The sequence below is a fragment of the Edwardsiella sp. A.80236 genome, from assembly GCF_044540725.1.
Taxonomy (GTDB): Bacteria; Pseudomonadota; Gammaproteobacteria; order Enterobacterales; family Enterobacteriaceae; genus Edwardsiella; species Edwardsiella tarda.
In genome coordinates this window covers 63,574-88,617 of the sequence record NZ_JBIUCY010000008.1, presented here as the reverse complement: position 1 = coordinate 88,617, position 25,044 = coordinate 63,574, and the positions used below count along the sequence as shown (strand labels likewise).

The 25,044-nt window shown below is 57.6% G+C and carries 23 protein-coding genes and 4 tRNA genes; 11 read left to right on the top strand and 16 right to left on the bottom strand.

Annotated features, from left to right (window positions below):
* Nucleotides 1-9: 9 nt before the first annotated feature.
* The 12 genes from rclC to flgB all read right to left on the bottom strand — a co-directional run bounded on the left by rclC (nucleotide 10) and on the right by flgB (nucleotide 10,929).
* The gene (gene rclC, locus ACEQFP_RS08880) at nucleotides 10-597 is read right to left on the bottom strand and encodes a reactive chlorine resistance membrane protein RclC (RefSeq protein WP_005284333.1); all 588 of its coding nucleotides are present in this window, start codon (nucleotides 595-597) and stop codon (nucleotides 10-12) included.
* 216 nt (nucleotides 598-813) lie between these two features.
* Nucleotides 814-1,779 carry a flagellar hook-associated protein FlgL gene (gene flgL / locus ACEQFP_RS08875; RefSeq protein ID WP_370546854.1) on the bottom strand — a complete coding sequence of 322 codons (966 nt, stop codon included), beginning with the start codon at nucleotides 1,777-1,779 and terminating at the stop codon, nucleotides 814-816.
* A 14-nt stretch (nucleotides 1,780-1,793) separates the two neighbouring features.
* Nucleotides 1,794-3,434 (bottom strand): flagellar hook-associated protein FlgK, encoded by a 1,641-nt coding sequence (flgK, locus tag ACEQFP_RS08870; protein WP_098143314.1) that lies wholly within the window; start codon nucleotides 3,432-3,434, stop codon nucleotides 1,794-1,796.
* A gap of 180 nt (nucleotides 3,435-3,614) precedes the next feature.
* A complete protein-coding gene (gene flgJ, locus ACEQFP_RS08865; protein ID WP_035600413.1) occupies nucleotides 3,615-4,577 on the bottom strand; it encodes a flagellar assembly peptidoglycan hydrolase FlgJ in 963 nt (320 codons plus the stop codon).
* Entirely contained in the window at nucleotides 4,577-5,716 is a 1,140-nt protein-coding gene (locus ACEQFP_RS08860) for a flagellar basal body P-ring protein FlgI (RefSeq protein ID WP_005292845.1), read from the bottom strand. Before ACEQFP_RS08860 ends, flgJ begins: the two co-directional genes overlap by 1 nt.
* 13 nt (nucleotides 5,717-5,729) lie before the next feature.
* Nucleotides 5,730-6,416, bottom strand: coding sequence for a flagellar basal body L-ring protein FlgH (gene flgH / locus ACEQFP_RS08855; RefSeq protein WP_005292842.1), 687 nt, complete (start codon nucleotides 6,414-6,416; stop codon nucleotides 5,730-5,732).
* 90 nt (nucleotides 6,417-6,506) lie between these two features.
* Entirely contained in the window at nucleotides 6,507-7,289 is a 783-nt protein-coding gene (gene flgG / locus ACEQFP_RS08850; protein ID WP_005284308.1) for a flagellar basal-body rod protein FlgG, read from the bottom strand.
* A gap of 16 nt (nucleotides 7,290-7,305) precedes the next feature.
* On the bottom strand, nucleotides 7,306-8,061 hold the full coding sequence (locus ACEQFP_RS08845) for a flagellar basal body rod protein FlgF (RefSeq protein WP_005284306.1): 756 nt from the start codon (nucleotides 8,059-8,061) through the stop codon (nucleotides 7,306-7,308).
* A 50-nt stretch (nucleotides 8,062-8,111) separates the two neighbouring features.
* On the bottom strand, nucleotides 8,112-9,347 hold the full coding sequence (gene flgE / locus ACEQFP_RS08840) for a flagellar hook protein FlgE (RefSeq protein WP_370555175.1): 1,236 nt from the start codon (nucleotides 9,345-9,347) through the stop codon (nucleotides 8,112-8,114).
* A gap of 50 nt (nucleotides 9,348-9,397) precedes the next feature.
* Nucleotides 9,398-10,096, bottom strand: coding sequence for a flagellar hook assembly protein FlgD (gene flgD / locus ACEQFP_RS08835; protein WP_005284301.1), 699 nt, complete (start codon nucleotides 10,094-10,096; stop codon nucleotides 9,398-9,400).
* A gap of 11 nt (nucleotides 10,097-10,107) precedes the next feature.
* A complete protein-coding gene (gene flgC / locus ACEQFP_RS08830; RefSeq protein WP_005284298.1) occupies nucleotides 10,108-10,512 on the bottom strand; it encodes a flagellar basal body rod protein FlgC in 405 nt (134 codons plus the stop codon).
* Nucleotides 10,513-10,515: 3 nt separating this feature from the next.
* The gene (gene flgB / locus ACEQFP_RS08825; protein ID WP_005284295.1) at nucleotides 10,516-10,929 is read right to left on the bottom strand and encodes a flagellar basal body rod protein FlgB; all 414 of its coding nucleotides are present in this window, start codon (nucleotides 10,927-10,929) and stop codon (nucleotides 10,516-10,518) included.
* A gap of 228 nt (nucleotides 10,930-11,157) precedes the next feature.
* Here flgB and flgA point away from each other — a divergent pair, with 228 nt between their 5' ends.
* The 3 genes from flgA (at nucleotide 11,158) to ACEQFP_RS08810 (ending at nucleotide 12,745) form a co-directional block, all read left to right on the top strand.
* Nucleotides 11,158-11,841, top strand: a complete 684-nt coding sequence (gene flgA, locus ACEQFP_RS08820; protein WP_005284292.1) for a flagellar basal body P-ring formation chaperone FlgA — start codon at nucleotides 11,158-11,160, stop codon at nucleotides 11,839-11,841.
* Between the two features lie 179 nt (nucleotides 11,842-12,020).
* Nucleotides 12,021-12,317 carry a flagellar biosynthesis anti-sigma factor FlgM gene (flgM, locus tag ACEQFP_RS08815; RefSeq protein WP_005284284.1) on the top strand — a complete coding sequence of 99 codons (297 nt, stop codon included), beginning with the start codon at nucleotides 12,021-12,023 and terminating at the stop codon, nucleotides 12,315-12,317.
* A 5-nt stretch (nucleotides 12,318-12,322) separates the two neighbouring features.
* Nucleotides 12,323-12,745 carry a flagella synthesis protein FlgN gene (locus tag ACEQFP_RS08810; protein WP_005284281.1) on the top strand — a complete coding sequence of 141 codons (423 nt, stop codon included), beginning with the start codon at nucleotides 12,323-12,325 and terminating at the stop codon, nucleotides 12,743-12,745.
* A gap of 408 nt (nucleotides 12,746-13,153) precedes the next feature.
* On the opposite strand, the gene ACEQFP_RS08805 is transcribed toward ACEQFP_RS08810, so the two are convergent.
* From ACEQFP_RS08805 to flhB, 3 genes are read right to left on the bottom strand one after another with little or no spacing between them, the layout of a single operon-like run.
* Entirely contained in the window at nucleotides 13,154-13,561 is a 408-nt protein-coding gene (locus tag ACEQFP_RS08805; protein ID WP_068869808.1) for a flagellar protein FlhE, read from the bottom strand.
* 3 nt (nucleotides 13,562-13,564) lie between these two features.
* Nucleotides 13,565-15,646 (bottom strand): flagellar biosynthesis protein FlhA, encoded by a 2,082-nt coding sequence (flhA, locus tag ACEQFP_RS08800; RefSeq protein ID WP_005284272.1) that lies wholly within the window; start codon nucleotides 15,644-15,646, stop codon nucleotides 13,565-13,567.
* Complete coding sequence (gene flhB, locus ACEQFP_RS08795; RefSeq protein ID WP_396464191.1) at nucleotides 15,639-16,865, bottom strand: flagellar biosynthesis protein FlhB; 1,227 nt, start codon at nucleotides 16,863-16,865, stop codon at nucleotides 15,639-15,641. The genes flhA and flhB overlap by 8 nt, the downstream gene beginning before the upstream one ends.
* A gap of 460 nt (nucleotides 16,866-17,325) precedes the next feature.
* Here flhB and ACEQFP_RS08790 point away from each other — a divergent pair, with 460 nt between their 5' ends.
* The 3 genes from ACEQFP_RS08790 to ACEQFP_RS08780 all read left to right on the top strand — a co-directional run bounded on the left by ACEQFP_RS08790 (nucleotide 17,326) and on the right by ACEQFP_RS08780 (nucleotide 20,132).
* A complete protein-coding gene (locus ACEQFP_RS08790; protein WP_005292828.1) occupies nucleotides 17,326-18,951 on the top strand; it encodes a phosphoethanolamine transferase in 1,626 nt (541 codons plus the stop codon).
* A 219-nt stretch (nucleotides 18,952-19,170) separates the two neighbouring features.
* A complete protein-coding gene (gene mtfA / locus ACEQFP_RS08785; RefSeq protein WP_035606391.1) occupies nucleotides 19,171-19,959 on the top strand; it encodes a DgsA anti-repressor MtfA in 789 nt (262 codons plus the stop codon).
* A gap of 97 nt (nucleotides 19,960-20,056) precedes the next feature.
* Nucleotides 20,057-20,132, top strand: a tRNA-Asn gene (locus tag ACEQFP_RS08780).
* Nucleotides 20,133-20,250: 118 nt separating this feature from the next.
* On the opposite strand, the gene ACEQFP_RS08775 is transcribed toward ACEQFP_RS08780, so the two are convergent.
* The gene (locus ACEQFP_RS08775) at nucleotides 20,251-21,165 is read right to left on the bottom strand and encodes a LysR family transcriptional regulator (protein ID WP_109610285.1); all 915 of its coding nucleotides are present in this window, start codon (nucleotides 21,163-21,165) and stop codon (nucleotides 20,251-20,253) included.
* Between the two features lie 257 nt (nucleotides 21,166-21,422).
* On the opposite strand from ACEQFP_RS08775, the gene ACEQFP_RS08770 reads away from it, so the two are divergent.
* From ACEQFP_RS08770 to ACEQFP_RS08750, 5 genes are all read left to right on the top strand, one after another.
* Nucleotides 21,423-22,703, top strand: coding sequence for an amino acid permease (locus ACEQFP_RS08770; protein WP_109610286.1), 1,281 nt, complete (start codon nucleotides 21,423-21,425; stop codon nucleotides 22,701-22,703).
* 11 nt (nucleotides 22,704-22,714) lie between these two features.
* Nucleotides 22,715-23,896, top strand: a complete 1,182-nt coding sequence (metC, locus tag ACEQFP_RS08765) for a cystathionine beta-lyase (RefSeq protein ID WP_370546856.1) — start codon at nucleotides 22,715-22,717, stop codon at nucleotides 23,894-23,896.
* Nucleotides 23,897-24,150: 254 nt separating this feature from the next.
* Nucleotides 24,151-24,226: transfer RNA gene (locus tag ACEQFP_RS08760), tRNA-Asn, on the top strand.
* A 207-nt stretch (nucleotides 24,227-24,433) separates the two neighbouring features.
* Nucleotides 24,434-24,509, top strand: a tRNA-Asn gene (locus tag ACEQFP_RS08755).
* Nucleotides 24,510-24,742: 233 nt separating this feature from the next.
* Nucleotides 24,743-24,818: transfer RNA gene (locus tag ACEQFP_RS08750), tRNA-Asn, on the top strand.
* Nucleotides 24,819-25,044 lie beyond the last annotated feature (226 nt).

Here is a 25,044-nt window from a genome sequence, read left to right as displayed (position 1 = left end):
GGCGTTACCTCATGCCGAAGCGCGCAGGTGCGCCTGGCGTGTTCGGGAGGATGCGACGATGCAGTGGGCCGAATGCACCATGGCCACAAAGGCCGCAGCCAGCATGATCACATCCTTCAGCACCAGTCGTCCGGCACCAGAGAGATAGGGGAAGCCGGTATGCGCGTCGGCGCCATGCACCCAGGTTTCCGGGGTAAAGATCAAGAACGTCAGGGTGACGAAGGGGGTCAGGAAGGCGAGCGTCGCCCCCCAGAAGCCGATGCGGGGCGAAATGTAGTGCGCCAGGATCAATAGGCTAAACAGTACCTCGATCACCCCCAATCCGCTGGAGTAGCCGTAGGTATTGTTGGCCTGATGCCAGGCACGGTTCGCCTCGATCAGCTCACCTTCGTGATTCATAAACGAGGCATAGTGAGTGGGATCGTTATAGAAGAAGGACATGAACGGGCTATTGGCGACAAAGGGGACGATGCTGTCGGCCTCATAGGGGATAAACTTCAACAGACCGATCCAGAGAAAGACTAAGGCGATAGCCAGACGACAAAGCGTGGCGGCGAGCGCCTGTTGGTGCGCCAGGCGCGAATAGAGTGTCGACATGAGAAGTGCTCCTTAAGGGGATAAATAAACCTCATCCGTTATACCCAAGGCAGCGATGTAACAACATGTGACAACGTCTCAGCCTATTGCGGCCGCGTCTCAGAGAGAGTGTGCTGTGATCGTCCCCGCCCTTTTCCCTCCCCCAAGACGAATCACCGGCAAAAAAAAAAGCGGCCCGAAGGCCGCGTCAAAGAGCAAATTCAGTGATGGAGATGCTTAGCGCGCCATCTGGAACAGCGACATCCCTTGCATATCGGAGAAGACCTTATACGAGGCCTGTAGCGAGACTTGGCGTAACGCATACTCGGTAGCCGCCTGGGTCCAGTCCACATCCTGCACGTTACTGATGCGCGTCTTATAGGTGATCGCGTTTTCATCGCCGATCGCATCCAGTGAGTCCAACTCATTCAACTGGGTACCCAGCTCTGCCCGTACCTGCGAGACGTTATTCAGTGAGTTACGCAAGCCACGGTTGGCGGAATTCAAGTCATCATCCACCTTCTGCTTGGTGGCGTCATCCGCCCCCGCCAGCGGCGTCTTCAGCGCATCGATCGCCTTCTGCAAGGAGGCGAAAATATCGTTCTGCACCGAGCCATCCGGCTCTTTGATCGGATTGCTGGAGGCGCTCAGAAACACTTGTTTACCCGTGTGGCTCACGGTCATGGTACGCGCCGCATCCACCTGCTGGGTCAATGCCTTGTCACCGCCACTGTAGGCCACGCCCCCCGTAGCATTCTTAGCGAAAGGGGGCGTATCGCTCTTATAACCGGCAAAGATATAACGCCCGTTACCGTCGGTGCTGTTTGCCAGGTTAATCAGCTGATCGCGCATGCTCTCCAGCTGTGTGGCGATCGCCGCACGGTCGTCGTCACTCTTGGTACCGGAGGACATCCCATCGACCAACACCGGCGTGGCGTTCTGCATGACGTTAGTCACCTGTTGCAGCACACTCTCTTCCATCGAGGTACTCTGGCGGGCATAACCTCGAGCCATACCATACTGCTCATTCATCGACTTGGCCTGATTCAGCCCAACCAGCTGAGAGGCGGCCAGCGGATCGTCCGACGGGACGATAACCCTTTTACCGCTATCCATCTGTGCACCGATGCGTTGCCACTCGGACTGCGCATCGAGAACGCCATTCATATTCTGTTGATAGATCATGCTAGTACTTAAACGCATGGCGCAGTGCTCCCTTATCGAATACTCAGCAACGCATTAAACATCGTCGTGGCCGTCTGAATCACCTGCGAGTTCGCCATGTAATACTGCTGAAAACGCACCAGATTGCCATACTCCTCGTCCAGGTTCACCCCAGAGACTGACTGCTGCGCCTTGGTCAACTGCTTCACCACGTTCTCCTGCGCCTTGTTGTCAACCTTGGAGCTATTGGTCTGGTTACCGACGGTACCCACCAGACCGGCATAGGCGCCGCTCAGCGTCGCCTTACCACCGACCAGCTTTTTATTTTGCAAATCCAACATCTTTTGCGCGTTGGTATTGTCACCGACCTCATCCGCCTTGGTGCCAGCAGCGATCTTGGCCGGATCGCTAATCTTGACATCGAAGCCGCTGACTACGGTGGAGGTAGTACGCAGCTTGAAGCTGTCGTTCTCTGCCGGCGTATCGTTAATCTTGACCTTCAGCCCATCGAACTTCAGCACCGTGTCGCTGCCATCCTTCTCTGGGGTCACCGTCTGCTGACTACCATCGGCCAGACGGGTGATGTTCCACTTACCATCCTTAAAGTCGACGCGGTAATCGGTGGCCTGCACCTTGTCGATGTCCTCGTAGCTGGCCGACAGTGAAGCCTTAGAGGTGTTATTGCCATTGGCCAGGCTTTCCGGTTGCGCGAAACCGAACAGATCACCGCCCTTCTCGCCGTTGAGATCCACCCCTTCGGCCTGCACCTGATTAAAGGCATGCGCCATGCTCAGCGCAATCTGCCCCAACTGGTTGCGGGTGTTATCTAGCGCCTCGCTGCGGAAACGGTAGACACCCGCCAGGCTGCCGCCACGGATGCGCGCTTCCGGCACTTCGCTCAGACCATTACCCCGATCATAAGCCAGTGTGGTACGAGACGGATCACTGCTGGAAGGCACCGCCTTCACACCATAGGCATCCCCCCCTTGCACCAGAGAGAGACCACCGGCAAAGGAGATGTTCATCGCCCCATCCTGCATGCTGATATCGACATCAATGATCTGATTCAGCTCGCTGGCCATCTGGTCGCGTTGATCCAAGAGATCGTTGGGGGCGGTGCCGCCGCTGGCGCCCGTCAGTTCGGAGATGCGGTTATTCAGACTCGCGATCTGCTTGGCATAATCGTTGATCTGCTCGGCGCTATTACTCACCGTCAGGTTCGTGTTGCTTTCCAGATTACGCAGATAGGCATCGGTGGTCTTAAATTGAGCCGTCAGGCCATTCGCGTTGGATATCACCGTCTGGCGCGCGGCAGAGTCGCTCGGATAACTGACCAGGTTCTGCAGATTTTTAAAGAAATTCTGCATGTTGGCAGACAAACTGTTAGTGCTATCCGCCAACAGATCATCAATCTGTGAGATCTGTTGATGATAGGTCGCCGTCGTCGCCAATGTACTCTGCCCCTGACGCAGCTGATTCACGATAAACTGGTTATATTCGCGGTTAATCCCGCTGACCACCACGCCGTTGCCGATAAAACCGGCCGGGGTGCTGGTGCCATTATTTTCGGCGAAGCTGACGCTCTGGCGATTATAACCGGCAGTGTATACGTGGTTGATGTTATTGCTGGTGACAGCCAGCGCCGTCTGCGCGGCGTTCAATCCGCTCATTGCGTTATTAATTAAGTTGGCCATGCGGTTTCCTATGCGCTAAAAAAGCCTGCCGCCAGGACCGGCGGGCTTTTACTATTATTTTTTGTATCGGCAGGGGGAGAAAAAACTTGAATCTTTTTTGTGGCACTCATCCCGGGTAACCGCCACATTCAGCGCCGGAGACGCGCGCCGCAGCACACGCTCCATGCGGTGAAAAATAAATCAAAACAAGTTGGCCAGATCGTGGGTATAGGCTTGAACGACCCGCTGGCCAGCCTGTTTGATCTGGCCGATCAGCTGAACCAGCTTATTGGCGTAATGCGGATCGGTCGCGTAACCGGCACGCTGCAAGGCATGAGCCGCCTGCTCTGGGGTATCGGCGTTCACCACTGCGGCATAACGTGGATTGTTCGTCAGCAGGCCGATATAGTCGTTGATCGCCTCAAAGTAAGAGCCATACACCCGGAAACGGGCACGGGTCTTCACCGCGACCCCATTCTCATACTCGGTGGTCGTCACCTCGGTCGTCGGCCCTTCCCAATTCTTGCCCGCCTTGATGCCGAACAGGTTATAGCTGCGTCCGCCGTGCGCCATCGGGATCTCACGCTGCCCCCACCCCGACTCCAATGCGGCCTGTGCCATGATCAGCTGATGCGGGATCCCGCTCTGCCGACTGGCCAACTGTGCCGGTAGGCTCAGTTGGGCCATAAACTCACCATTGCTGTTAGGCAATGGCAAGGCCGAGCCAGTCTGCGGAATACGGGGCATGGCGCGGCGCATCACCTGCTCCAATGCCCGTACCGGCATGCTGTTGATCGTTTCCCCATCCAGCGCCATCGGCGCGACGCCCACGCTGTCCGGGATCGCCGACTGGGGATGATGGGCGCCACGCATCTGCTTATACAGCATATCGGCGATCCCCATCCCCTTCCCCGCCGCCATCTCCTGGGCGACCTGCTGGTCGTACAGCGAGGTATAGAGACGACTCTGCTCGCTGTCGAGCAGCCCCTCCTGCGGCGTCGCCTGGCGCATGCTCTTCAGCATCATCTGGAGAAACATGCCCTCCATCTGACGCGCCGTCTCGCGTAGCGCCTTATCGGAACCACTGGCTGCACTGTATTTCAGCGAGTTAAGCGCCTGCGCATCGTAGGCGGCGCTGCTAAACGCCAGGCTATCGTCGGCCATTAGATGATCTCCAACTTGGCGCGCAAGCAGCCTGCGCTCTGCATCGCTTGCAGGATCGACATCAGATCGTTCGGCGTCGCACCCAAGGCGTTCAACGCACGCACCACACTATTTAGGTTGGCGCCTGCCCGAACCTGATGCAGCGAGCCGCCACCCTGATTGACCGAGATCTGCGTATTCGGCGTCACTACTGTCTGACCGCCAGCAAACGGTGTATTCGGTTGACTGACGTTCATCTGGCGATCGACCACCACCGACAGGCTTCCCTGAGCGACGGCGCACGAATCCAGTTCGACGTTGCGGTTCATCACCACCGAGCCGGTACGCGAGTTGATGATCACCTTGGCGTCGAAGGTGCCGACATTAACCTCGATATTCTGGATGTTCGCCAAGACGCGCACCTGATTGCTCCCGCCCTGCGGCACCAGTACCTGCACGGTACGGGCATCCAGCGGCGTGGCAGCCCCCAAGCCGTTGGCGCGGTTAATCGCATCGCTGATACGCTGCGCCAGAGAGAAGTCCTCGTTGTTCAGCTCCAGGTTAATGACGTTACCGTTGCCGAAGGTGGTCGGTACCGCGCGTTCGATAGTGGCACCGCCGCTGATACGTCCCCCCGACAACTGATTCACCTGTACGCTGCTGCCGCCGGCCGAAGCCCCGGCCCCACCGACCAGCACGTTGCCCTGCGCTAAGGCATACACCTGGTTGTCGACCCCTTTCAGCGGGGTCATCAACAGTGTCCCGCCGCGCAGGCTCTTAGCATTACCCATCGAGGAGACCACCACATCGATGGCCTGCCCCGGCTTGGCGAAGGGGGGCAGATTGGCGGTGACCATCACCGCCGCCACGTTCTTCAACTGCATGTTGGTGCCAGCAGGCACGGTGATCCCCAGCTGCGACAACATGTTGTTGAGGCTCTGCGTGGTAAACGGCGTCTGCATGGTCTGGTCGCCGGTACCATCCAGCCCGACCACCAGGCCGTAGCCGATCAGGGCGTTATTACGCACGCCCTGGATGGAGGTGAGATCGCGAATACGCTCAGCCCACGCGCCCTGGCTCACCAGCCCGAGCGCCAGTAACAGGCCGCCGAGCCAAACGCTGGCGCGACGCCAGCGCGGGGATTGTCTAACGTTACCCATAGCCAAATACCTATTAATAGGGGGAGAGATTGAGGAAGAAACGCTGCATCCAGCCCATGTTCTGAGCCTCATTGATATAGCCGCTGCCGACATATTCGATGCGAGCATCGGCCACCTGCGTCGATGGCACCGAGTTGTTGCCACTGATGGTGCGCGGATTGACGACGCCGGAGAAGCGGATATATTCGGTGCCTTGGTTGATGGCGATCTGCTTCTCACCGACCACCTTCAGGTTGCCGTTGGACAGGACATCGGCCACGGTGACGGTGATGGTTCCGCTAAAGGTGTTGTTGGCGTTGGCGCCCCCTTTACCGTTGAACTGGTTCTCGCCGTTGACCTCCATGTTGGCGCGCGCGTTGCCGAATAACCCTTCCAGATAGCGCGGCACGGTGGCGAAGTCGAACTTCGAGCCGCCATTACGGCTGGCATTCGCCGAGGAGCTCTTACTGGCGCTGACATTCTCCTGCAATACGATGGTCAGGATGTCACCGATATTACGCGGGCGGCGATCCTCAAACAGCGGCTGATAGCCGTAGTTCATCGGCTGTACGCCTTGGAAGATGGAGCCATTGGCACGAGGCGGCGTCGCCGGTGCCGGCGTGGCAGTCGTCGGCCCGGTCACCACCTGGTCGTGGGGAATATAGGCGCAGCCCGACAACGCCAGCGCACATAACAGCGCGATTCCCGAATGTCTTTGCATCGTTTTTCTGCCTTTTTCTGCCATTAACGTCGATTTACGCTACCTCTGGCGCTGGCGCACGCCGACCCCACACTCGGGGTCGGCCGCACATTACAGCTGCGTCAGACGCTGAAGCATCTGATCGGAGGTGCTGATCGCCTTACTGTTGATTTCATAGGCGCGTTGAGTCTGGATCATGTTGACCAGCTCTTCGGCCACGTTGACGTTAGAGGTCTCGACATAGCCCTGGTACAGCAAACCCGCGCCATTCAGCCCTGGGGTGCTCTCTGTCGGGGCACCGGAGCTGTCGGTCTCTTGGTAGAGGTTCTCACCCACACTCTCCAGACCGGCATCGTTAATAAAGGTGCTCAGCGTCAGCTGACCGACCTGCTGCGCCGCCGCCTGTCCCTGTACGGTGACGCTGACGATGCCATCGCGACCGATGGTCATGCTGGTAGCGTTGGCCGGAATGGTGATCGCCGGAGAGACCTGAAAACCGCTGGCGGTCACCAGCTGGCCGTTCTGGTCAACCTGGAACGAACCATCGCGGGTATAGGCCTGGCTGCCGTCTGGCAGGGTGACTTGGAAGAAACCCTGCCCCTTGATCGCCACATCCTTACTATTGTTGGTCTGTGACAGGTTCCCCTGGCTGTGCAGGCGCTCGGTGGCGACCGGACGAACACCGGTCCCCAGCTGCAAGCCGGAAGGCAGGGTGGTTTGCTCGGAGGACTGGGCGCCCGGCTGACGCAGGGTCTGATACAGCAGGTCCTCAAACACCGCCCGCTGGCGCTTAAATCCGTTGGTGCTGACGTTGGCCAGGTTGTTGGCGATCACGTCCATGTTGGTTTGCTGGGCTTCCAGCCCGGTCTTGGCGATGTATAGTGATCGGATCATGATAACTCCCGCGCTGTTAGCTCAGTGATAACAGCTGATTGGCTTTCTGTTCGTTGTCATCCACGCTGCGGATGACCTTCATCTGCATCTCAAAACGGCGGGCGTTAGTGATCATGTTCACCATCGCCTCGACCGGTTGGACGTTACTGCCTTCCAACACGCCCGGCATCACCTTCAGCGTCGGATCCAGCGGCAACTGGGCGCCGCGCTGTTGCTCGGCCTCCGGCGTCAGATGAAACAGGCCATCGTCGCCATGCACCACCTCCTGAGCGCTGGCTTTAACCAGCTTCAGACGGCCGATCTGGGTGGTGGCATTCGGCTTATCGCCCGCCCCCAGTGCGGTGATGGTGCCGTCGGCGGCGATGGTCAACTGCGCCCGATCGGGCACGGCGATCGGGCCGTTGTCGCCCATCACCAGGTGCCCCTGCGCAGTCAGCATCCCCTGCGGGTTAATCTGCAGGCTACCGTTACGGGTGTAAGCCTCGGAGCCGTCAGGCATCTGCACGGCGAGCCAGCCGTCTTGCTGCAATGCGACGTCTAATGGGCGCTCGGTATAGTCCAGCTTGCCCATACTCAGATCGTGCATCGGCGTCGAGGCGGTAACCAGGGTACGGGTCTCCAGCGACTCGCCATCGACCGGCACGGCGCGCAACGCCGCCAGCTGGGCACGGAAGCCTGGCGTGGTGGAGTTGGCCATGTTGTTGGCCGCGATGGCCTGCTGATTCAGCGTCTGGCTGGCAGCCCCCATCGCGGTATAAATCGCGTGATCCATTTAACTCGTCTCGTCATGCCGCCCGCGATACGGGCGGTCGTCAAGCGGAATTAACGCAGATTAACCAGCGTCTGCAGGATCTGATCCTGCGTCTTGATGGTCTGGGCGTTAGATTGGTAGTTACGCTGGGCGACGATCATGTCGACCAACTGCTTGCTCAGATCGACGTTCGAGGCCTCGACCGCGCCGCTGGTCAGGTTGCCCAAGCCGCTGGTCCCGGAGGTACCGACGATCGGCTGGCCAGACTTGGCGCTCTCGCTCCAGACGTTATTGCCTTCGGAGACCAGCCCTTCCGGCGCGGCGAAGTTGGCCATCACGATCTGCCCCAGCAGCTGTTTCTGCTGGTTGGTGTAGCTACCGGTGATGGTGCCGTCGTCGTTGATCTGGTAGCCGGTCAATTCACCCGCCTTGTAGCCATCCTGCGTCTTGGAGGTCACGCCATCTTTACCGGTGTTCTGCTGGCGGGTACCGGTAAAGTCGAGGGTGAAGGTCTGTTTCGGCGCGCCGTTGCTGGCGACCATCTGGATCGTTTGCTTGTCACCCTTGATCAGGTTACCGTTGGCGTCGAAGGTCAGCGAGCCGACATCCTGCGGCTTATCGGTAGCCGGTGCCGCGCTATCTACCGCATAGACATGCCATGAAGTCTCCGGTGTAGCCCCAGGGGTGGATTCCCCTTTGACGAAGTAGAGATTCATATTGTGGACGTTGCCCAGCGAATCGTAGGTGGTCATCGAGGTGGCGTAAGTGTACGTGTCGACCTTGTTGGGATCGAACGGTGATGTTTTACTGTCGATCGCCTTATTCGCCGAGTTCAGGTTAAGCACCATGCTGCCCTGAGTCGTGGACTTAGCCGGCATCAGCCCGGTCGGGATCTGGATCGGTACCGGATCGGCACCCTGCTGAATGGTCGGCGGTGTGCCGGAGGCCGGATAACCGGTCAGGTACATCCCCTGGGCGTTGGTCAGGAATCCCTTGGCATCCTTGGAAAATTGACCGTTACGGGTGTAGTAGACGCTACCGTTGGGATCTTGCATACGGAAGAAGCCCTGGCCGCTGATGGCGACATCCAAACCACGGTTGGTGGTGGTGGTGGTACCATCTTTAAAGTCTTGGTTTACGCTGGCGACGGTCACCCCTAAGCCCACCTTGGAGCCGGCAAACATGTCGGCGAAGGTCACGGAGCCTGATTTGAAGCCCACGGTCTGCGAGTTGGCGATGTTGTTGCCGATGACATCCAGTTGGCTAGAGGCGGCGTTCATGCCGCTGATTGCCTGAGAGAATCCCATAGTAAAATCCTGTCTCTAAGTTCAGTAAAGGCCGGCTCGTCCGGCCGCGATTACAAGATCTGGCGGACATCCGCCAGTGTGGCCGTCCCCGCCAGCCCCAGCTCCAGCAATGCGCCTTTGCTGCTTTGGGTGACCCCATTAACCATGGCGAAATGCAACGGCTGCACCACCACCTGCTGCCCCTGATTACTGGCACTGACGCTGAAGTTATAGGCGCCGTCCGGCACCTCAACACCATCCTCGCCCTTGCCATCCCAGGTGTAGCTGAAGACACCGGCGTTGTGGCTCCCCATATCGATCTGCTTGACCACCTTGCCGGTGTTATCGGTAATGGTGACCACCACGCTCTGAGCGCCGCTCTCCAGCTCGAAACCGAAGGGGGTGGTACTGACCTTTCCTTCCCCCTCGCCTTTCCCCGTCAGAATCGTTTTCCCCGGGATCATCACGCCGTGACCAATCAGGCTAGAGGCTTGCAGCGACTGGTTGCTGTTGATCTGGCCGGAGATGCTGCCCAGGGTGGTGTTCAGTTTTTCGATGCCGCTCACCGTACTGATCTGCGCCAACTGGGTAGTCAGCTCGTTGTTCTGCAACGGGTTGGTCGGATCTTGGTTGCGCAGTTGCGCTACCAGTAACGTCAAGAAGTTATTCTGTAGATCCTGACTGTTATCCGCCACCAACCCATTCTTACTGCTGGCGTTGACGGATGAGCCGGTATTAACCGGATCGTTAAGCGATACGGAAATCGCCATAGCGCCTCCTGTTATTGGCCGAGGGTTAATGTCTTCATCATCAATGATTTAGTGGTGTTCAACACCTCGACGTTAGCCTGATAGCTCCGCGAGGCGGCGATGGAGTTCACCATCTCCCCGACCACGTCGACGTTAGGCATCCGCACATACCCCTTGGCATCGGCCAGCGGGTTGCCCGGCTGGTAGACCAGACGATCCGGTGAGGGATCGTCAACCACCTGGCTGACCTGTACGCCACCGATCTCTTCACCCGCGCCCGGCTTCACCTGGAAGACCACCTGCTTAGCGCGATACGGCTCGCCATCGGGACCGGTTACGCTGTCGGCATTCGCCAGGTTACTGGCCGCCACGTTCATGCGTTTGGACTGCGCCGTCAGCGCAGAGCCGGAAATATCAAAAATGGATAAAAGCGACATGGATTACCCCTGTTGCAGCACGGACATCATGCTTTTAATCTGGCCGGTAAGGACGGTGAGATCGGTTTGGTAACGCAGGCTGTTATCGGCAAACTGCGTACGCTCGCGATCCATATCGACGGTATTGCCATCCAATGAGGGCTGATCCGGCACGCGATACAGCAGATCCAGCGTCGGCGGTTGCACTGTCTGCGCCGGGATATGGCGTGCCGAGGTGAGTGAAAGCGCCATGCTGCTGCCGTCAGGACGCCCCTGTTCCAGGATGCGTGACAGCTGTGAGGCAAAATCAATGTCCCGGGCCTGGTAGCCGGGGGTATCCGCGTTGGCGATGTTTGCAGCCAGGATCTCCTGACGCTGCGCGCGCAGATTCAGGGCCTCCTGCTGAAAACGAAACGCGGCATCCAGTTTATCGAGCATACCGTCTCCGCTATCGGTTAGCTGGGATGGCGGAAAGGCTCCCCCACCCTATGTCAATGACAATTTGGAGTGCATAGGATAGGGCCGCTCAGGTAAAGCCGATGGCGAGAATAAGGCGTAAATGGCCTGCTATTTAGCGCCTTTGCTTTTAGCCTGTCCGGGTAAACTAACGCCGCGGGTACAGAAAACGCCCTGTGAGTGATGGGGATTTAACCGGGAGAAAAGAGCATGCTGCGACGACTATCGCGCCTGACGGCGCCGCTCGCCGCCACCTTAGGGTTGGTGGTGCCGCTCTGTGACGCGGCAACGACAAGCGCGCCCTTGCAACAAGCGATACACGCCTACTTTCAGCAACAGTTCCCGGGCGAGACCTACCAGGTACAGGTCCGCATCCTGTCCGAGGCGGAACAGTGGCCCCATTGCCTACAGCCGCAGATTAGCCAACTCGCCTCACCACGCCGTTGGGGGCGTCTCAGCGTATTGGTGCAGTGCCCCGATGAGCGCCGTTATCTCCAAACCGAGGTGCAGGTCACTGGGCGCTATCCCGTTACCGTCAAGGCGTTAAATCGTGGGCAAAACCTCAGCGCGACACAATTTCGTCTGACGCAGGGTCGACTCGACACCCTCCCTCCCGGTACTATTCTCGATCTTACTCGTCTAGAGGGCGCCACCGTCTTACGCAACATCGGCGCCGGGCAACCGATCGCCGCCACCATGGTGCGCCGCACGTGGGTGATCCGCGCAGGGCAACAGGTCCAGATCTTGGCGCAGGGGGACGGCTTCAATGTCAGCAGCGAAGGCCGCGCGATGAACAATGCGGCGCTGGCCGACGTGGTACGCGCACGCACGGCCTCAGGCCAGGTGATCAGCGGCAAAGCCAGCGGTCCAGGGACGCTCTCGGTGACGTTATAATGCTGTTATCCGTGGATTAGGCACAGATGTGTGGTTATTCCGCAGGGATAAAGAGATAAATATCGACACATTTTGGCTAAAGTTATTGATTAATTTGCCGATGGTATAGCTAAAGAAGATAAAGACCGGATAGCCACCCGCCACACTCGGTGGCGTGGTCAACCAGAGAGACCATAACGATGAGCATAGATCGTACTTCCGCGCTGAGTGCCATCAGCCACCTTCAAGCCCGTGAACCCCAGGATGCGGCGCAACAGACCCGCAAGGTCGCCAGCAGCCAGGAAGGCGTTATCGGCACCCAGGTCAAGCTGAGTGACGCCCAGGCTCGCCTGATGCAACCGAATAGCCGCGATATCAACACCACGCGCGTCGAAGCGTTGAAGCAGGCGATCCGCAGCGGGGAACTGAAGATGGATACCGGTAAAATCGCCGACGCCTTGTTGCAGGATACGTTCGCCTATTTAAAGGATAAGTAAGCTTAATGGCAGACACAGTCGTTCACCTGCAACAGATGGTGGAAATCTTGCAGGCCCTCAACGTCACGATGACCCAGGAGCAGCAATTATTGTGCGCCGGTCAAGTCGATGCGGTACGCCTACAGGCCGTGACGTTGGAGAAAGAGAATCAGTTGGCCAATCTGCGCCATCTCGACCAGCGGCGGCGCGATGCCGCTCCCCAGCCACCCTATACCGATCCGCAGCAGGCCGAACTGTGGCAGACCATCCTGACACTGACTCGCCAGCTACATGAGATGAACCAACACAACGGCGAACTGCTCAATCGCCACCTGTCTTACAATCAACAGGCGATGGGTGCGTTACAGAGCCGTCACGGCCAAGCGCTTTATGGACCCGATGGTCAGACCCAGAGTGGCTTGCTCAACGCACGCAAATTACGTATTTAGGCCTTTGCGCCAACACCAGGACTCTCGCCGGAACGCGTGCGCACGGCGCACTCCGCTCTCCGAAGCGACACCCGCTGACTAACCCGGTTAATCGGCGGGTCATCCCACCACTCTGGGGATATCCTCTCCATCGTTCTCCCCGTTTGCTAGGCGATGCTCCGCATCTACATCTACGCCAGCACCAGCACCAGCACCAGCACCAGCACCAGCACCAGCACCAGCACCAGCTTGCCTCGTGACGTGGCCACGGGGAACAGGGCGATGTCGGTCTATCGAGCCGTCGATCATCACACGATTGAGGTCATACGAGAGAAAGGGTTTCCCCGCAGGATGGGGAGAGGGCGTGTTAGCCTGCGGCGAGTCGAGTACCACATGCCCCGCTAAACGCGGGGCTCAGGATGGCTGTACTCAGTGATAATTGACGATGACCTGCTGGCTCACCACGTTAATCGGCGGGTAGATCGTGCCCTTCCCGGCGACCCACATCACCACCCGCAGCGTGCTGTCGGCGGGCTCACCGCGCAATCCCAGCGAGCGTCCCGATAATCCGTCCAACGCCATGCAACGCCGCGTCGTGCACAGTTGCAGCGTCAGCCCCGTCGGCGCGGGGCTCAACAGCGAGATCTGCCACACCACATCGTCAATGCGTGCCCCGGCGGGAACCTGCCCGGCTAAGGGCGCCAAGGGCGGTTGGTTAACGACCACCCCCTGCTGGCTGAGCTGCAAACCGCTGCTATCCGCCGACCAACTGCCACCGGCGGCGGCCCAAGCCGTCGCCAGCCATCCCCAGATGAACAAGGCGATCAACGGGCGCATCGCTTACTCCGCCCCACCGATGGTCGAGGTCATACGGATCTGGCGATTGTCGCTGATCTCCAAGTTAGAGAGCACCGCCAGTTGGGGCAAGGAGCGGTGCAGGAAGCGCGCCAGTAGCGGACGTAGCGCATGGTTGACCAACAGTACCGGCGGCGCACCGAGTAATTCTTGGCGCTGTAACGCTTGACGTGCCTGCTCCAACAGGCGATCCGCCAGGCCGGGCTCCAAACCGCCACCGCCCTGTAGGGCCTGTAACAGCAAACGCTCCAATGGCGTATCCAAGCCGATGACCTGGATCTCACCTTCTCCGGGGAACCACTGCTGGCTAATGGCACGCCCCAACGCCACGCGTACCAGCGCGGTCAGCTCATAGGGATCCTTCTGGATCGGTGCGTGCTCCGCCAACGTCTCGATGATGGTGCGCATGTCGCGAATCGACACCTTCTCGGCCAACAGATTTTGTAGCACCTTATGCAGGATGGTCAGCGTCACCACCCCTGGAATAAAGTCTTCCGTCAGCTTCGGCATCTCGTGCGAGACACGATCCATCAGCTGTTGTGCCTCTTGGCGCCCGAACAGATCGCTGGCGTGCAGGCTGATGATATGGTTGAGGTGCGTCGCCACGACGGTGCTGGCCTCCACCACAGTATAACCCTGAATTTGCGCCTGCTCACGCAACGCGCTATCGATCCAGATGGCGGGTAAACCGAAGGCGGGATCGGTGGTCGCCTGCCCCTCTAAGGTGCCGGCGGCGTTGCCCGGGTTGATCGCCAACCAGCGCCCCGGGTGTGCCTCACCGCGTCCGGCCTCGATCCCCTTGAGTAAGATACGATAGCCAGAGGGCTGCAACTCCAGGTTGTCGCGGATGTGCACGACCGGCGGCAGGAAGCCCATCGTCTGGGCGAACTTCTTCCGGATGCTGCGGATGCGCCCCAACAGCTCGCCATTCTGCTGGAAGTCCACCAGCGGGATCAGACGGTAACCAACCTCCAGACCGAGCGGATCTTCCAGTTGAACATCGTCCCAACTGGCTTCCATCACCGGCTGGCTCTCTGGCAACGGCATCTGCTCCTGCTGCTGTTCGGCCTGGGCCGTACGCTTGCTCATCCACCAGGCGGTCCCCAACAGCGCGACGGTGAACAACAGGAACACCAGGTTCGGCATGCCCGGAACCAGGCCCAACAAGCCGAGCACCGCCCCACTGAGGATCAGCACCCGCGGATTATTGAACAGCTGGGTTACCATCTGTTCGCCGACATCTTGATCGGTGCTAACACGCGTGACGATCACGCCAGCGGCAGTGGAGATCACCAACGCCGGGATCTGCGCCACCAGGCCATCACCGATGGTCAGCAGGGTATAGGTCTCCGCCGCCTGCCCGACCGACATGCCATGCTGAATGACACCGATCAACAGACCGCCGACGACGTTGAGCGCCATGATCATCAAGCCGGCGATGGCATCGCCGCGCACGAACTTACTGGCACCATCCATCGAGCCGTAGAAATCGGCCTCTTGCGTCACCTCGGCGCGGCGTGTCTTCGCCTCTTCCTCGCCGATCAGCCCGGCATTGAGGTCGGCGTCGATAGCCATCTGTTTACCCGGCATCCCATCCAGGACGAAGCGTGCACCAACCTCGGCGATACGCCCGGCACCCTTGGTGATAACCATAAAGTTAATCAGTACCAGGATGATAAACACCACGATACCGATGGCGAAGTTTCCGCCCACCAGGAAGTGACCGAAGGCCTCGATCACCTGCCCCGCCGACGCGCCACCGGTATAACCGTTCATCAGGATCACACGCGTCGAGGCGACGTTAAGCGACAGGCGCAACAGCGTGGAGAACAGCAAAATGGTGGGGAAGGCGGCGAACTCCAGGGTCTTCTGAGTAAACATCGCCACCAACAGCACCATAATCGACAGGGCGATGTTGAAGGTGAATAGCAGATCCAGCACGAAGGGCGGCAACGGCAGCACCATCATGGAGAGGATCAGCAGGATCAGGATCGGCCCGGCCAATACCTGCCATTGAGAGTCTTTCATATTGCCGGGGAGGCGCAATAGCGCGGCCAGATTAGCCATCGGTCGGTGTTCCTTCTACGGAGTCAGTAACGCCAAAATCCAGTGCGGGCGGCACCGGTAAATTTGTCGGTTTCTTCGGAGCCTGCCCCCCTTCACGTCGCCAGCGTTTCAATTGATAAACCCAGGCCAATACCTCGGCTACCGCGGCATACAGGGTCGCGGGGATCGCCTGGCCGATTTCGCTGTGACGGTAGAGCGCACGCGCTAAGGGCGGCGCCTCCAGTTGGGGGATACGGTGCTCCATGCCCAACGCCTTAATACGTTGAGCAATATTGCCTGCGCCCTTGGCCAAGACCTTAGGCGCACTCATCTTGTTCTCTTGGTACTGCAAGGCGACGGCATAGTGCGTCGGGTTGGTCACGATCACGTCGGCCTTCGGTACGTCGCTCATCATACGGCGGCGGGCGGCGGCACGCTGCTGTTGGCGAATGCGCCCCTTAACATGCGGATCGCCCTCCTGCTCCTTAAACTCATCCTTGATCTCCTGCTTGGTCATACGCAGCTTGTTAAGGTTGCTCCATAGCTGATAGAAGACGTCAAACCCCACCATCGGCAGGAGTCCCAACACCACCAATAAGCCACACATCCCCACCAGATGCAGGGCATCGCCCATCGCCTCCAGCGAGGACTCGGTGATCAATCGCAGCATGCGCGGCCAGTAATGCCATAAGAACCACCCCGTCACACAACCGACCAGCGTGGCCTTGAGCACCCCTTTCAACAACTCGGCCAGCACCTGGCTGGAGAACATACGCTTGAAGCCGGTAAGCGGATTCAGACGATTCAGCTCACACTTGATCGAGCCAGGATTGAACAGAAAACCCCCGATCAGCATCGGCGCACACCATCCCACCAGCATCAACCCCAGCAGAACCGGCAAGAGCGCGGCGACGGCTTGGCGCAGCAGCATGCCGAGCTGGATCAGCATCTGTCGGTCATTACTCAGCAGCAGGTGATCGAAGTGCAACCCTTGGGCGATCATCACCGCCAAGGAGCTCGCCAAATAGTCGCCGCCCAGCAGCAGAATCGCCAAGCCGACGGCCAACATCAACATCGAGGTCAGCTCACGCGAACGGGGGATTTGCCCCTTCTCACGCGCTTTCTCTATTCGGTGGGGGGTGGGGGTTACTTCATCAAGAAAGCCCAGCAGTCCTTCAGCTTTCTCTATTCGGTGGGGGGTGGGGTCTTCGGTTTTTTCCAGATCACTCTCTTCTGCCACGGCGTCCCCAACTGCAATACCTAAAATTACGCAGTGCATAGCATGCCAGAGTGAAAATGAAGCGATGGCGGGAATAGACGCCGTGAAGCGGGTTTTATCGGGCGATCGCCGCCACCGCAGGTTTGCAGACGCGCATCGCGGGCGGGAGAAAGGGACTTAGAGCCTATCCCAGTAGGCGTGTATTGTTGCAGCCAGTTTGGACACGGACAGCGCGGAACAACCGGAGCGTACACGCAGTACGTGAGGATTATTCGCTTCGCTCACCCTTCGGGCCGCCCTGAAGGGCGTTCAAAACTTCGCTAAGTTTTGTGTGAGCACTGCCCAGGGCCAAAATGGCAAATAAAAATAGCCTAATGGGATAGGCGCTACTTAAGGCTATTTTAAGTTTCTCTACTTAGGCTTAGACCATTTTTTGCATCTGCCCTCGGGCAGTCTATCGCCTGACAGGCAGGAGTCTTCATTGTCACATAAAGGCCTTTCCGCCAGCTTTCTTACCGTCATGCTGTTGTTGGCCGGCTACTTCACGCTGGTCCTGAACATCCCGATTCTGTTACATTTCTACCGCATCCTGCATGCCTTGGGTGAGTATCGCATCGGCTTTGTCATCTCCATTCCGCTGGTGCTGTTCGCTGCCCTGCTGTTTGTGTTTATGCCCTTTAGTTTCCGCCCGTTGCTGAAACCTTTTTTCGCCCTGTTGCTGGTCATCACCGCGCTGGCGAGTTATGCCCAGTACAAGTATCAGGTGATCTTCGACCGTTCGATGATCGAGAACATCTTCGAAACCAACAGTGCCGAGGCCGGCTCCTACCTCAACCGCTATGTGGTGGGCTGGCTGCTGTTGGCGGGGGTCTTACCCGCCTTGCTGCTGCTGAAGACCCGCATCATCTACGGGCATAACATTCTGCTGCGTCTGGGGATCCGCCTGCTCGTGATGCTGCTCTCCCTGTTGCTGATCGCCCTGGTCGCCTGCTTCTATTACCAAGATTATGCCTCTGTCGGGCGTAACAACCGTACCCTGAATCTGGAAATCCAACCGGCCAGCTATCTGTATAGCACCGCACAGTATATCGACCGCCGCTACCTGACCAAGCCGATGCCCTTCCGTAAGGTGGGCGAAGATGCCAAGCTGGTCGCCCAGCCGGGTGAGAAACCGACGCTGGTGTTTGTCATCCTGGGGGAAACCGCGCGCGCGCAAAACCAGTCACTGGGTGGCTATGATCGGGAGACCAACCCCTATAGCGCCAAACAGCCGGGGCTGATCTATTTCCGCAACGTGACCTCCTGCGGCACCGCGACCGCCATCTCCGTCCCCTGCATGTTCTCCAACCTGACACGGGAGCACTACGACGGTAACGTGGCCCGCAACAGCGACAGCGTTATCGACGTGCTGCACCGTGCCGGCGTCACCACCTTCTGGCGCGACAATGATGAGGGCTGTAAGGGCGCCTGTGATCGGACCCCGAACGAGTTGGTGCCGACCAAGGCCGATAATCCGTTGTGTAACGGCAAGACCTGCTTCGATGAGGTGATGCTGGAGAACCTACAGCAGAAGATCCCGGATGATGGTAAGAGCAAACTGCTGGTCTTCCACTTAATCGGCAGCCACGGCCCCACCTACTACCTACGCTATCCGCCGCGTTTCCGCGTCTTTATGCCGGATTGTGAGCGCAGCGACATCGAAAACTGTAGCCAGCAGCAGTTGGTCAACACCTATGACAATACCCTGGTGTATACCGATTATGTGGTGAATCAGTTTATTGAACGACTGAAAGGGTATGAGAAGCAGTACAACGTCGCCCTGTACTACGTCTCTGACCATGGCGAGTCGCTCGGTGAGAAGGGGCTCTATCTGCACGGAACGCCTTATCAGTTCGCCCCCTCCGAGCAGACCCATGTGCCGATGTCGCTCTGGCTGTCGGATGGCTATGCCAAAGCGAACCGCATCAATCTTCAATGTCTGCAACAGGCCGCACGTGATGGGCACTTCTCACACGATAATCTGTTCCCGACGCTGCTCTCGATGATGCATGTCACCACCAGCGCGGCAAATCCGCAGTTGGATATTCTGCAACGCTGCCGCGATTGATCGCCAACGCCGCCCCCGCCAGTGGGGCGGCGTTGTCTACACAGCGCGATATATATCACAATCCTCTCAGTACAACCTTTTTAATATCAACGCCGCCCGCATAATACGTTAACCTCTAAAACGCCCACGCTATATGACACGGCTGTGCACGCTGGCGTTTACGGTATGACCCGCACGAGCACATCACGCGCCCAGAAAAAGAAGAGGAACGGATCCGTCATGATTAAGTGGCCTTGGCGTACGCAACCCCCGAACGCGCCAGACAACCATCCCTGGAGTGAGGCCTGTACCATCCCGCTGCTAGCGGCGCTGAGCGACGACGAGCAACGACGCCTGATCACGTTGGCACAACAAGTCATCCGCCAGAAACGCCTGGTAGCCCTTCAAGCGCTTCAGGTCACACCGCTGATGGAGGCGCGTATCGCCTTGTTGTTTGCCCTGCCGATCCTGGAATTGGGCATCGACTGGCTCGATGGTTTCCACGAGATCCTGCTCTATCCGCAGCCCTATCTGCTGCATGATGAGTGGGAGGATGACATCGGACTGGTGCACAGCGGTCCGGCGGTGCAGGCCGGCCAGTGCAGCCTGCAGGGACCGGTGCTGCTCAACTGGCTGGATGTGCGCGACTCCTTCGACCGCTCCGGTTACAACCTGATCATCCATGAGACGGCACATAAGCTCGACATGCGTAACGCCGGGATCGCCAACGGTATCCCGCCGATCCCATTACGGGAGGTCGCCGCCTGGGAGCACGATCTGCATGCCGCCATGATGGCGATCCAGGAGGAGGTCGAGCTGTTGGGCGAAGAGGGCGCTAGCCTGGATGCCTATGCGGCCAGTGAGCCGGCGGAGTGCTTCGCCGTCCTCTCCGAATACTTCTTTAGCGCACCGGAGCTACTGGCGGAGCGCTTCCCCGCCGTCTATCGCCACTTTGTGCGCTTCTACCGCCAGGACCCGCTACAACGCCTCTACGATAGTGGCCTATTGCAGCTCTCACCTTCAGCCTAACCGAGGTGGTGAGAAAAACAGCACTCGCGCCCGGGCGCGCGGGTTAGCGGTTGACAGGACCCTGCGTGGCCGTTATGATGCGCCCCGTTGTAACGATTCCTCTGTAGTTCAGTCGGTAGAACGGCGGACTGTTAATCCGTATGTCACTGGTTCGAGTCCAGTCAGAGGAGCCAGATTCCTGAAAAGCCCGCCTTGCGCGGGCTTTTCGTTTTTTTGCTGTTAGCATATGCAACGGCGCGCGTCACACCATTCCCCCCTGCACCATCGCCCCCCATCCTCGCCGGGACTCCCCTATTCTCCAGCACCCTCGTGATAGACCGGTAGCGTCGCCTTAAGATGTGCGATAAAGGAACGGGTTAATGGGTTCACCACCCGGGATGTCTTTTCGATGGCGTACAGATAGTGAAAAATCCCGGCATGGTAATCCGGCAACAGATGCACCAGCTCACCGCGCGCGATGTAAGCCTCTGCCAGATAATCGGGCAGGCAGGAGACGCCATTGTGATTCAGCAAGACCTTGAGCAGAGTCAGGCTAGAGTTGGAGGTCAGACGCGAGTCCACCGCGATCATCTGCTGCCCATCGCGACCGCAGAAGACCCACTTATCATGATAGCTCATCACCGGATTGGTAAGACAACGGTGGTGAGAAAGATCCGCCGGCTGAGTGATCGCCGGCTTGCCCTGCAAGTAGTGTGGGGAACAACAGTAGATCCAATTCACCTTGCCCAACAGAAAGGCGTTTGCGCGCTCCCACTGCCGCTGAGTGATCCTGAGCACCATATCAAAATTTCTTTCCGCCAGATTAATCAACTCATCGTTGAGATCGACATGGATCCTGACGCGCGGGAACTGGCGTTGATAGGCGCTGATCGCATCAGGTAAACAGGTCGAACCATAAGCCACCGAGCAGGAGAGGCGCAGTACCCCCTCTGGCTCCGTCTCGCTATGCAGTTGAGTAAAGAGATCCTGGCAGGCATCGAGCAACATAATCGCCCGGTTAAAGACCGCCGTGCCCTGCTCCGTCAGGAACAGGCGACGCGTACTACGCTTAATTAACAGCACGCCCAATTGCTGCTCTAAGGTTGCCAGGCTTTTGCTCACCGCCGAACGAGATAACCCCAACTCTCGCGCCGCCTTACTCAGGCTCCCCATCTCGATGATACGCACAAAGACACTGAGTTGATGCAGAGTATACGCATTAAGCATTGATGTTCCCTCTTTTATCAAGAGAACGGAATGGAATTGATTAAATTAATACTATATGGGGAAACGAATAAATAACAGGACTACGTTCCACCGGGTAATCCACTAGCACTCGACAATGAATTTATTATATTTCACCAATAGTAAACTTTATTCTCACAGGATCACAATTTATGATTTTACCAGTAGGTGGCAAACAAATAGTGAGGTTATAAGTGGCGAGCTGCCCACTTCTCTCCCACTAATATAATGGTAAAATTATGGATAATAGCCATGATATTTCACAAACTGCGATTAAAGGTAAAATCCCATTCACCAGTTATGATGCGGGCTGGGTCATTCTGTGTATCGGCATGGCCATCGGCGCCGGAATTATTTTTCTACCGATTCAGATTGGATTAAAAGGGATCTGGGTCTTTACCCTATCGGTATTATTCGCCTACCCCGCCCTGTATATGATGCAAGCGCTTTATCTAAAGACGTTATCTCAAAGCCCAGAGTGTAAAGATTACTCCGGGGTGATCACCTACTACCTGGGAAAAAACTGGGGGTTCTTCCTCGGCATTACCTATTTCATCATGTTACTGATCGGCATGCTGACCTACTCACTCTCTGCCACCTTCGACAGCGCCTCCTACCTGCAAACCTTCGGCCTAACCCAGGAGCCCCTGTCGGATCGCTGGTGGTATGGGCTGCTGATCTTAGCCTTCCTGGTCGGCATCGCCGCCCAGGGTGAGCGACTCATCTTCAAGGTGTCTGGGCCGATGGTGTTAATGAAGCTGGGTGTGGTCGTGCTGCTCGGGATGGTGATGATCCCCCACTGGAACTTCAGCTATATCGGCAATATTCCGCCCCTGGGTGAGCTGCTCGTCGGTACGATTCTGACTCTCCCCTTCACCCTATTCTCCATCCTGTTCGTCCAGATCCTCAGTCCAATGAACGTCGCCTTCCGTAAGGTCGAGGCCGATCCGATTATCGCTACCTACCGTGCGCAGCGAGCCAGTCGTATCGCCTATGCCATCCTGGTCTGCGCCGTCCTGTTCTTCGCCTTCTCCTTTACCCTGTCGTTAAGCCATGATCAGGCGGTCGAGGCGGCGCAGCACAATATCTCGGCGATGGCCATCGTCGCCAAGGTCATTCCCGGCAATATCATTAAGATAATGTCGATAGCATTAAATATTTCCGCCATCGCTACCGCCTTCTTTGGTAACTATCTCGGTTTTCAGGAGGCCATGACCGGCATTGTCGTAAATATTCTCTCACGTTTTATCGATGAGCAATCCATCAATGAGAAACTCGTCAGCCGAGGGATCACCCTCTCTATAATTATTTTATTATGGGGTTGGGTACTGACACATTTCCCTATTCTCTTATTATCTCAGATAGCTGCCCCTGTTGCTGGCATTGTCTCCTGTATTATCCCCTGTTATCTGGTGTTTAAAGTCCCAGCATTAAAGAAATACTACTCTTGGCGAGTCGTCTTTATCTCGGCGATAGGTGTACTGCTTTGTCTATCGCCTTTCTTTAAATTCTTCGAGTAAAAGGTAAGGTTATGAAAAACGCTTCAGAGATCAATGAATTTAAACTGGATACACGCCTCTCTCTACTCGGACGCAATCCCGATGAGCAGTGGGGCTTCGTTAATACACCGATATACCGTGGTTCGACGGTGATCTTCAACAGCTGTGAGGATATTCGGCAAGTCAAGGCACGCTTCGCCTATGGCACGTTCGGCACCCCGACCATTGAGAGCCTAGAGAAGGCCTGGTCATCCCTGTGCGGCGCCGCGGGCACGGTGATCTCCCCTTCCGGGATGGGCGCCTTAGCGCTGGCGCTACTCTCGGTCACCCAACGGGGTGACCATATTCTGGTCACCGACTCGGTCTATCGCCCGACTCGTAATTTCTGCGATACCTTCCTGGCCAAGTATGGCGTCAGCGTCAGCTACTATGATCCGCTGATCGGGGAGGAGATTGACGATCTGATCCTGCCCAATACCCGGATGATCATGTTGGAAAGCCCCGGCTCACAGAGCTTCGAAGTACAAGACATCGGTGCGATCGTCGCTGTCGCCAAACGGCGCCACGTGACCACGGTAATCGATAACACCTGGGCAACACCGATTTTCTTCCAGGCTCATGCTCAGGGTATCGATCTCTCGGTCGAGGCGGGCACCAAATACCTGGGCGGTCACTCCGATCTGCTGATGGGGTTGGTTTCGGCCAACGAGAGCCACTGGCCCGCCCTGCGCGCCACCTACGATGCCTTAGCGATGCTCCCCGGCGCCGAAGACTGTTTCCTCGCCTTACGCGGATTGCGCACCCTGCACCTGCGGGTCAAGGCGGCGGAGACGCGTGGACTCGCCCTGGCCGAATGGCTGCAGGCGCAACCGGAGGTCAGCCGTGTCTTGCATCCCGCCTTCGCCGACTGTCCGGGGCACGCTAACTGGCAGAAGTATTTCTGTGGGTCCACCGGCCTGTTCTCCATCGTGCTGGACAGCCGTTTCAACCAAGATAATGTCGATGCGATGCTCGATGGCATGAGGGTGTTTAGCCTGGGCTTCTCCTGGGGGGGCTTCGAGAGCCTCATCGTGCCTTTCGACTGTCGCGACTACCGCAGCGTCACCCCCTGGGCCCCCGGCGGCATGACGCTGCGGCTCCAGGTTGGCCTGGAAGATATCGCCGACCTGCAGGATGATCTGCGCGAGGGATTCCAACGCCTATCACGCGGCTAAGCCACCCTGCCGGGGGATTCGCCTTTCTCCCGGCAGGTTCGCCTTATCGGGTTAACGAGCAACACGCGCCGCTGCCGATAGATCGCACACCACCAAGCCGCGGCTCGGCTTCTCGGCTTCTCGGCGAAAAATACAGCCAATCACCGACTAAAATGCAATCCACTGCTGTCATATTCAGCAACCGGATGATAATAATCGATTTCCCTATTTACACCCCCCAGCAGCTTCGCTATGATGCGCCTCGTTGTCACAATTCCTCTGTAGTTCAGTCGGTAGAACGGCGGACTGTTAATCCGTATGTCACTGGTTCGAGTCCAGTCAGAGGAGCCAAATTTAGAGAAGCCCGCTTAAGGAAACTTAAGCGGGCTTTTTGCTCTGTTCACACTGTCTAGCGCCCCGCCTCTCCCTGACCGATCGCCCAGCGATATGCAGAAATATTACGCCGATTGCTGCCCGATTCAGCAAACACGTTCGCTCACGCATTTCCTACTTTACAGCATGAGCACGCTTCGCTATGATGCGCCCCGTTGTCACAATTCCTCTGTAGTTCAGTCGGTAGAACGGCGGACTGTTAATCCGTATGTCACTGGTTCGAGTCCAGTCAGAGGAGCCAAATTTAGAAGAGCCCGTCTTCGGAAACGTAGACGGGCTTTTTGCTGTTTGGCGATTGAGGCAAGCTCGCTTCGCTGTGCCTCCACCCGCGAGGTATGGCATTAGCCCGACGCTTTACCATTAATGTACTGAAAACCGACGTTTTGTTGTTATTCTAGCCGAACGCGCGCGCCGTACGATTTAGCCCTTTACAGCCGTACGCGCCTTCGCTATCATGCGCCCCGTTGTCACGATTCCTCTGTAGTTCAGTCGGTAGAACGGCGGACTGTTAATCCGTATGTCACTGGTTCGAGTCCAGTCAGAGGAGCCAGATTTAGAGAAGCCCGCTTAAGGAAACTTAAGCGGGCTTTTTGCTGTTCCTCATCGAGACCTCCCCCTTACTCCCAAGGTGGCTCTTTTCCTACGTTCGGTGCAGACTTCTCGAATTAATGGACTGAAAATCATCGAATTGCCGTTATTCTGGGCGAACGATTGCAAGCGATGATTTAACGCTTTACAGCCCCGCGTCCCTTCGCTATGATGCGCCCTGTTGTCAC